This window comes from Sandarakinorhabdus rubra, assembly GCF_010994245.1.
Taxonomy (GTDB): domain Bacteria; phylum Pseudomonadota; class Alphaproteobacteria; order Sphingomonadales; family Sphingomonadaceae; genus Sandarakinorhabdus; species Sandarakinorhabdus rubra.
In genome coordinates this window covers 1-8,004 of record NZ_WMHO01000117.1, presented here as the reverse complement: position 1 = coordinate 8,004, position 8,004 = coordinate 1, and the positions used below count along the sequence as shown (strand labels likewise).

The 8,004-nt window shown below is 66.3% G+C and carries 10 protein-coding genes; 3 read left to right on the top strand and 7 right to left on the bottom strand.

Annotated elements, in window-relative coordinates; genetic code table 11:
- Positions 1-91: 91 nt before the first annotated feature.
- The 6 genes from GJV64_RS08535 to GJV64_RS08510 all read right to left on the bottom strand — a co-directional run bounded on the left by GJV64_RS08535 (position 92) and on the right by GJV64_RS08510 (position 5,020).
- The gene (locus tag GJV64_RS08535) at positions 92-877 is read right to left on the bottom strand and encodes a succinate dehydrogenase iron-sulfur subunit (RefSeq protein WP_164156838.1); all 786 of its coding nucleotides are present in this window, start codon (positions 875-877) and stop codon (positions 92-94) included.
- Positions 878-888: 11 nt separating this feature from the next.
- Positions 889-1,863: an MBL fold metallo-hydrolase gene (locus GJV64_RS08530; RefSeq protein WP_164156837.1), complete on the bottom strand. Its 975-nt coding sequence runs from the start codon at positions 1,861-1,863 to the stop codon at positions 889-891.
- A 1-nt stretch (position 1,864) separates the two neighbouring features.
- Positions 1,865-3,652: a succinate dehydrogenase flavoprotein subunit gene (gene sdhA / locus GJV64_RS08525; RefSeq protein WP_164156836.1), complete on the bottom strand. Its 1,788-nt coding sequence runs from the start codon at positions 3,650-3,652 to the stop codon at positions 1,865-1,867.
- A gap of 13 nt (positions 3,653-3,665) precedes the next feature.
- The gene (sdhD, locus tag GJV64_RS08520) at positions 3,666-4,055 is read right to left on the bottom strand and encodes a succinate dehydrogenase, hydrophobic membrane anchor protein (RefSeq protein ID WP_164156835.1); all 390 of its coding nucleotides are present in this window, start codon (positions 4,053-4,055) and stop codon (positions 3,666-3,668) included.
- Position 4,056: 1 nt separating this feature from the next.
- Positions 4,057-4,464, bottom strand: a complete 408-nt coding sequence (gene sdhC, locus GJV64_RS08515; RefSeq protein WP_164156834.1) for a succinate dehydrogenase, cytochrome b556 subunit — start codon at positions 4,462-4,464, stop codon at positions 4,057-4,059.
- A gap of 121 nt (positions 4,465-4,585) precedes the next feature.
- Positions 4,586-5,020, bottom strand: a complete 435-nt coding sequence (locus tag GJV64_RS08510; protein WP_164156833.1) for a DUF1330 domain-containing protein — start codon at positions 5,018-5,020, stop codon at positions 4,586-4,588.
- A gap of 83 nt (positions 5,021-5,103) precedes the next feature.
- Here GJV64_RS08510 and GJV64_RS08505 point away from each other — a divergent pair, with 83 nt between their 5' ends.
- From GJV64_RS08505 to GJV64_RS08495, 3 genes are read left to right on the top strand one after another with little or no spacing between them, the layout of a single operon-like run.
- A complete protein-coding gene (locus GJV64_RS08505; RefSeq protein WP_164156832.1) occupies positions 5,104-6,339 on the top strand; it encodes a cytochrome P450 in 1,236 nt (411 codons plus the stop codon).
- Positions 6,339-6,788, top strand: coding sequence for a cupin domain-containing protein (locus GJV64_RS08500; RefSeq protein WP_164156831.1), 450 nt, complete (start codon positions 6,339-6,341; stop codon positions 6,786-6,788). The genes GJV64_RS08505 and GJV64_RS08500 overlap by 1 nt, the downstream gene beginning before the upstream one ends.
- On the top strand, positions 6,788-7,777 hold the full coding sequence (locus GJV64_RS08495) for a proline iminopeptidase-family hydrolase (RefSeq protein WP_164156830.1): 990 nt from the start codon (positions 6,788-6,790) through the stop codon (positions 7,775-7,777). Before GJV64_RS08500 ends, GJV64_RS08495 begins: the two co-directional genes overlap by 1 nt.
- Before the next feature lie 9 nt (positions 7,778-7,786).
- On the opposite strand, the gene GJV64_RS08490 is transcribed toward GJV64_RS08495, so the two are convergent.
- A partial coding sequence (locus tag GJV64_RS08490) for a DUF6285 domain-containing protein (RefSeq protein ID WP_235927664.1) occupies positions 7,787-8,004 on the bottom strand: 218 nt, incomplete at its 5' end.

Genomic DNA, 8,004 nt, shown 5'->3' with positions numbered 1-8,004 from the left:
CGAACGGGTTCGGCGCGCAGCAGTGCGCGCCGCCCCGCCGGCCGATCTTGCGCCTGTCGGCGCGCGGCCCGCGCGCTCGCGGCGCTGCGATTCAGCCAGCCCGCTCCAGCATCATCAGCTTGATCTCGGCGATGGCCTTGGCCGGGTTCAGGCCCTTCGGGCAGACGTTCGCGCAGTTCATAATGGTGTGGCAGCGATAGACGCGGAACGGGTCTTCCAGCGCGTCGAGCCGCTCGCCGGTCATCTCGTCGCGGCTGTCGGCCAGCCAGCGATAGGCCTGCAGGAGGATGGCAGGGCCCAGGAACTTGTCGCTGTTCCACCAATAGGACGGGCAGGCGGTTGAGCAGCAGGCGCACAGGATGCACTCGTAGAGGCCATCGAGCTGCTCACGCTCTTCCGGGGACTGGATGCGCTCCTCGCCCGACGGGGCCGGCGTGACGGTCTGCAGCCAGGGCTTGATCGAGGCATACTGGGCATAGAAGTGCTTGAAATCAGGGACCAGGTCCTTGATCACCTCCATGTGCGGCAGCGGCGTGATGACCACCTCGCCCTTCACCTCCTCGATAGGCTTGGTGCAGGCCAGCGTGTTGCTCCCATCGATGTTCATCGAGCAGGACCCGCAAATGCCTTCCCGGCACGAGCGGCGGAAGGTGAGCGTCGGATCGACCTCGTTCTTGATCTTGATCAGCGCATCCAGAACCATCGGCCCGGTGGCATCGAGATCGAGCGCATAGGTGTCATAGCGCGGGTTCTCGCCATCGTCCGGATTCCAGCGATAGACCTTGAAGCTCTTGGTGCGTGCCGCCCCGGCCGGCGCCGGGTATGACTTGCCGGTGCCCTTGATGACGCTGTTCGGGGGAAGAGAGAATTCCGCCATGGGTCAAGCCTTCAAACCAGATTGCAATTGGGATTGCGGCCCGCCTGTGCCCGCAACTGGCGGACATAGTATTGGGCCATCTGCGCGGCACGGCGCTGCTCGGAAGCCGGCAAAAGGGTGCCCAGATCCTGCGCCCAGCCCTCACTGCAGCTGGCCTCCCGTCGGGCCGTGGCCGTACAATCCATGAGGCGACCAAAGGCTTGGCGCCAAGTTTCGAACTCCCGCCGGTTCATGACCGCACCGTGGCCAGGTACCAAACGAGTAAATCGCGCCGCACTGATCCCGTCGAGTGCAGCGCGCCAGCCGGTCGGACAGGCCGTGTCGAGGAACGGAACCGGCAACGTGACCAGATCGCCAGCGATCAGCGTGCCGGTCTGCTCATCAATCAGCCAAAGATCGCCGGCCGTCACAGCGCTGTGGGCCAGGTGAACATCGATCCGACGACCAGCCAGCTTCAGTCGCTGGTTCTCGCCCACCACCACATCGGGACGCAAGGCAACACCATTGGCCGTGGTGGCAATATCCGCGCGGACTTCGTCCACGAGATCGGCTGGCACCTGGCCGGCCGCCAAGGCTGCTTCGGCATCGTGGGCACTTTTGGCGAGGAAGTCCTTCAGAGCGCCATCGATCGCATTGCTGGCATAGACTTTGAGACCCGGTACCGCCGAGCGCAGGCGCGGGTTGCCGCTGACATGATCGAGATGCCAATGCGTGTTGATGACCGCGACAATGGGCTGCCGCAGCTGTGCAGCGGCCGCCAGTATGCGGTTGCTGTGCGTGCTGTGGCGACCGGTATCAACCACCACCAGCCCCGCGTCCCCACGCAGCACAATGCTGTTGCCATCAGGCTGGTGTCCCGGGGCGAATTCACCGGCCAGCAGCACCACTCCCGAAGCCAGGCGGCGAGCGGTCACGGCGGCCTGGGCCGGCAGCGCTGCCGCTGCCATGATCAAGCCCGCCGTCACGAGGCGCAGCCGCTGCCTCATCTCAATAGGTCCGCGCCTTGGGCTTGATATACTCGATCTCGTCCGACAGCGTGTAGGTGTGCACCGGGCGCTTGGCGAGTTCGACCGCGCCATCGCGGAACCAGCCAAGGCTGTGTACCATCCACTGGTCGTCGTCTCGGTTCGGGAAATCCTCGTGCATGTGAGCGCCGCGGCTTTCGTGGCGGCTGCGCGCCATGTGCATGGTGAGCACGGCCTGACCGATCATGTTGTCGAGTTCCAGCGTCTCGATCAGATCGGTGTTGAACACCATCGAACGGTCGGCGGTGCCGATATCGGCCATGCGCTGATAGACGGCGTCGATCTTCCTCACGCCTTCGTCGAGGATTTCGGAGGTGCGGAACACGCCGGCGTTGGCCTGCATCGTCTTCTGCATGGCCAGCCGGATTTCCGCCGTGGTGCTGCCGCCCTTGGCGTGGCGGAAGCTGTCGAGGCGGCCCAGCGCAAAATCCGCATTGTCCTTGGGCAGCGCGGCATGGCCGGCGTTCGCCTTCTGGATCGCGGCCACCCGGTGCGCCGCCGCCCGACCGAACACCACGAGATCGATGAGGCTGTTGGAGCCGAGGCGGTTGGCACCGTGCACCGACACGCAAGCGGCTTCGCCCACCGCGAACAGGCCGGGCACCACCTGGTCAGGGTTGCCATCCTTCAGGGTGACGACCTCACCGTGATAGTTCGTAGGGATGCCGCCCATGTTGTAGTGCACGGTCGGCACCACCGGGATCGGCGCCTTGGTCACGTCCACGCCAGCGAACACCTTGGCGGTTTCCGAGATGCCGGGCAGGCGCTGGGCCAGCACGGCGGGATCGATGTGATTGAGGTGCAGGTGGATATGGTCGCCCTCGGCGCCCACACCCCTGCCCTCGCGGATTTCCATCGCCATCGAGCGGGAAACGACGTCGCGGCTGGCAAGATCCTTGGCCGAAGGGGCATAGCGCTCCATGAAGCGCTCACCGGCCGAATTGGTGAGATAGCCGCCCTCCCCGCGCGCGCCCTCGGTGATCAGCACGCCGGCGCCATAGATGCCGGTGGGGTGGAACTGCACGAACTCCATGTCCTGCATCGCAACGCCAGCACGGATCGCCATGCCGCCGCCGTCGCCGGTCGAGGTGTGGGCGGAGGTCGCCGAGAAATAGCAGCGGCCATAGCCGCCGGTGGCCAGCACCGTCTGGTGGCTGCGGAAGCGGTGGATGCTGCCATCTTCCATGTTGAGCGCTATCACGCCCCGGCACTCACCATCCACCATGATGAGGTCGATGGCGAAATATTCGATGTAGAAGTCGGTCGAGTACTTCAGGCTCTGCTGGTAGAGCGCGTGCAGCATGGCATGGCCGGTGCGGTCCGCCGCGGCGCAGGTGCGCTGCGCGGGCGGCCCGGCGCCCATGTTCTGCATCATGCCGCCGAACGGGCGCTGATAGATGCGGCCGGCTTCGGTGCGGCTGAACGGCACGCCGAAATGTTCGAGCTCGTAAACGGCCGCCGGTGCCTCGCGGCACAGATATTCGATGGCGTCCTGATCGCCCAGCCAGTCGCTGCCCTTCACCGTGTCATACATGTGCCAGGTCCAGTGATCCGGCCCCATGTTGCCCAGCGCCGCCGCGATGCCGCCCTGCGCCGCCACCGTGTGGCTGCGGGTGGGGAACACCTTTGTGATGCACGCGGTCTTCAGCCCGGCCTCGGCAATGCCCATGGCGGCGCGCAGGCCGGAACCGCCGGCGCCGACCACCACGGCATCATAGACATGATCGATGATCTGATAGGCTTCTGGCACGTCGACTTCCCAATCAATTCGCAGCAGCGGACAGCGCCACCTTGAGCACCGAGAACAGCGCCATGGCGGCCAGCGACACGGTGTAGAAATTCAGCGCCAGCATGGCGATGACGCGCTTTGACCCATGCAGATAGTCTTCCAGCATCACCTGCACGCCCAGCCGGAAATGCCAGAACACCGAAACGATGAGCAGGCACAGCGGCACGGCCACGATCGGCTGGCGCACCCACATCACCGCGCTGGCATAATCGAGGCTGGGCAGCCGCACGAGGCTGATGACAAACCACAGCACGAGGATCAGGCTGCCCACCGCGGTCACCCGCTGCAGCCACCAGTGATGCACGATGGCGCCACCGCCGGCACCAAGGCCGCGCACCCGCCCGAGTTGAGTCCCGTTCCCCATCTCAATAGCCTCCCGCCAGAATGAAGGCCCACAGGCCGGCAGTGGCAAGAAGGGAGAAGCCGAACGTCGCCTGCGCCATGCGCCGCGAGGTAACCAGGTCATAGCCCTCGCCGGCGTCCATGATGAAGTGGCGGATGCCGCTGCCCATGTGCTGGAACATCGACCAGGTGAGGCCAATGCCCACCGCCACGCCCAGCGGCGACAGCAAGAGGTCGAGGAAGAAGCGATAATAGGCCGGGCCGCTGGCCAGCGCCGCCAGCCACCAGGCAAAGATCAGCACCGCACCGAAGGCCAGCGCGTGCCCGGTGACCCGGTGCAGGATGGATACCGCCATGTGCACCCGCCATTTCCAGATGGTGAGGTGCGGCGAGAGCGGTCTTGCCGGCTGCACGGTCGGTCGAGAGGCCATTGATCCCCCTTGGCTTTTTCCTGTCGGAAGAAGCACGTGTCGTATCTATGCGGCGCCCTACATACCGCGCTGGCGCTGCGGTGCAACAGGCGCGACATGAAGGCCGCAGCACATCACCCGATCAACCGCACTGGATGAGGACGGTTCGCTCGAGGGCGGCATAGCGATGCACCAGCGCATCCCGGTAACGATCATCCGCCATCATGGCGAGAAAATGCTGGCGGCTGGGATAGCGCACCAGCAGCAGCCTGTCCCACTCCCCCTCCGGCGCATCGGCAGCGCCGATGAACACTTGCTCGCACGGTCCGCCATAGAGTACCTCGGCCTGGCTGACATCGCCGACCGCCACGGTGAAGGCCTGTTCGTAGCGGGCATAGGCCTCCTCGCCCGTGCAGGGCGCCATGCCCAGTTCCGGCGGATATTTCGCCGTTTCGTGGAACTTCAGCAGGTTCATCATCACCACCGGCCCGTCGCGGCCGGTGTCGCGCAGGCGCCGCACCTGCTCTCGCGTTGGATCGATGGCGGGATTGTGATTGGCGTGGGTTGGAATGGCCATTGGGGAGACTCGCAGTTGCCGGGGGAACGAGTTAGCATCGTCGCAAAGACCGCGAACGCCGGCAACACACTGGGGAGGACCACATGGCCACGCTTGCACCACTGGGCACGGACGTGCCGCTGGACGCCATCGATGTTTCGGACGCGACGCTCTATGCCACCGACAGCTGGCGGCCGGTGTTTGCCCGGCTGCGCGCCGAGGCGCCGGTGCACTTCCAGGCGAACAGCCCGTTCGGCCCCTATTGGTCGGTCAGCCGCCATGCCGACATCATGGCGGTCGAGGCACGGCCCGACATCTTCTCGTCCAGCCACGAGTTTGGCGGCATCACCATCCTCGACCTGTTCGACGAGTTCAACCTTCCGCAGTTCATCGCCATGGACCGGCCGAAACACTCCGAACAGCGCCGGGTGGTGGCGCCGGCCTTCGGGCCATCGGAAATCGCGCGCATGGCCACCAATGTCAGGATGCGCACCCAGGAGCTGCTCGACAGCCTGCCGGTGGGTGAGGAATTCGACTGGGTGGACCGTGTGTCGATCGAACTGACCACCCAGATGCTGGCCATATTGTTCGACTATCCGTGGGAGCGGCGCCGCGATCTCACCCTGTGGTCGGACTGGGGCGGCGACATCGAGGCGGCGATCAACCCGGCCACCAACCTCATCCGCCACCAGCACATGCAGGACATGACGCACGCGCTCGACGCCATCATGGCCGAGCGCAAGGCAAGGCCACCCAGCGGCGACCTCATCAGCCTGATGGCGCACAGCGATGCGATGGGGGACATGCCGTTCAAGGAGCGCACCGGCAACTATATCCTGCTCATCGTCGGCGGCAACGACACCACTCGCAACTCCATGTCGGGCATGGTGGAGGGCTTCAACCGCTACGATGGCGAATGGGCGCGTCTGGAGGCCGATCCCACCCTGATCCCCAACGCAGTGTCGGAACTGATCCGCTGGCAGACGCCACTCTCGCACATGCGGCGCACGGCGCTAAGCGATGCCGAGGTTGCCGGCGTGCCGGTCAGGAAGGGCGACAAGATCGTGCTCTGGTATATCAGCGGCAACCGCGACGAGGATGTGTTCCCGGATGCCGAGCGCTTCGATATCGGCCGGGCCAATGCCCGGCGTCACCTGTCGTTCGGGTTCGGCGTGCACCGCTGTGTCGGCGCCCGCCTGGCGGAGCTGCAGCTGTCGATCCTCATCGAGGAGTTGCTGGCGCGGCGGATCTTCCCGCGCCAGGTTGGCGCGCCTGAGTATGTCGCCCAGTCTTTCGTCCATGGCTTCAGGAAGCTGCCGGTGGTGCTGGAACGGCGCTGATGCCGAAGATCGACCCGGCCACCGTCCGCGCGTTCAGCGGTGATGCCTATCCGCCGCCCTATGGCGAGGCCATGGGGCAGCGCAGCTGGCAGCTGATCGGCCGGGCGGGCGGCCTCACCAGCTTTGGGGCCAATCTGATGACGCTGCAGCCCGGTGCCTGGTCCAGCCACCGGCACTGGCACAGCCACGAGGACGAGATGGTGGTGATGATTTCCGGCGAGGCGGTGCTGGTGGAGAACGAAGGCGAGACCGTATTGTGCCCCGGCGATATCGCCTGTTTTCCGGCCGGCGTTGCCAACGGCCATCATCTGCAGAACCGCTCGTCCGCCCCATGCAGCTTTCTGGCCGTGGGGCCCGACAGGGGCCATGTCGACGAATGCCACTATCCCGATATCGACCTCCATCTAGAACCCGGCGGCTTCCGGCCCAAGCGGACAAGCCCCGCGTGATGGCACGGCGCACGCTTCTGGCTGGTGGTGCCGCCAGCCTGCTGCCGTCACGTCTGCTGGCCGGCCCGCTGCCGCCAGGCAGGATGCTGCCGGGCGTGCGCCTCGTTGCCGATCATTCGGAAATGGTGCCGGTTGCTGGCGGGCGCATCCATGCGCGGGTCAACGGCGCGCTGGACGGTGGCCGACCGCCGGTGCTGTTCATTCACGGCGGGCCGGGCAGCGCGCATTGGGGCTGGCTCAACGCCACGGCGCTGGCCGGCGATCGCGCCGTGATCCTCTATGACCAGCTCGACTGCGGCCGTTCTGACACGCCCGGCGATCCGGTCAACTGGACAGTCCCGCGCTATCTTTCCGAGATCGAGGCCATCCGCAGCCACTTCGGCATCGCGCGCTGGCACGTGGTGGGCGGCAGCTGGGGCGGCACGCTGGGGCTGGAATATGGGGCGCAAAGGCCGGCTGCGCTGGCCAGCCTGGTGCTGCAATCGCCGCTGGTTGCGACCGCCCTGTGGCTCGCCGATGCCGCCCGGCTGAAGGCCGCGATGCCGGCCGCCGTGCGCGATCTGCTCGACCGCTGCGATACGCCCGGCGCCGCACCGGACGCCGATTGCCAGGCGGCCACCGATGCCTTCTATGCCCGCCATGTCCGCCAGAAACAGCCGCCGCCGGCCATTGCCGCCTATCGCGACGCGCTGCCGGTGCCCTTTGCCGCCAATCTCTACAACCATATGTGGGGCCGGGCCGAATTCACCTGCACCGGCACTCTGAAGGACTATGACGGCCGCGCGCTGCTACCGCGGCTCGATGGCGCGCGCACCCTGTTCGTGGCGGGACGGGACGACGAGGCAAGGCCGGCCACCGTGCGGGGCTTCGCCCGCACGGCCGGCGCCCGCTTCCAGCAGATCGATGATGCCGCCCACAGCATCATGAACGACAACCCGGCCGCCTATCTGGCCATGCTGCGCCAGTGGTTCAGCCAGACAGACGGCTGAGCCGCCGGTTTAGGCCGTCAATCGCTTGAAGGTGCCATAGCGCGGATTGTCGACCGCGCACTTCGCCAGTGCGACGCCCAGCAAGGCATCGACAAGGCCCGGCGTCTCGGTGCCCATGGTGCCGGCGCGCAGGGCGGCGCACAGTTCGCCGCGCAGTGCATCCAGCGGCCCGTCGTGGCCCAGCACGCCGGCCAGCAGGGCGCGCTCGCGCGCCTGCGGCTGTTGCG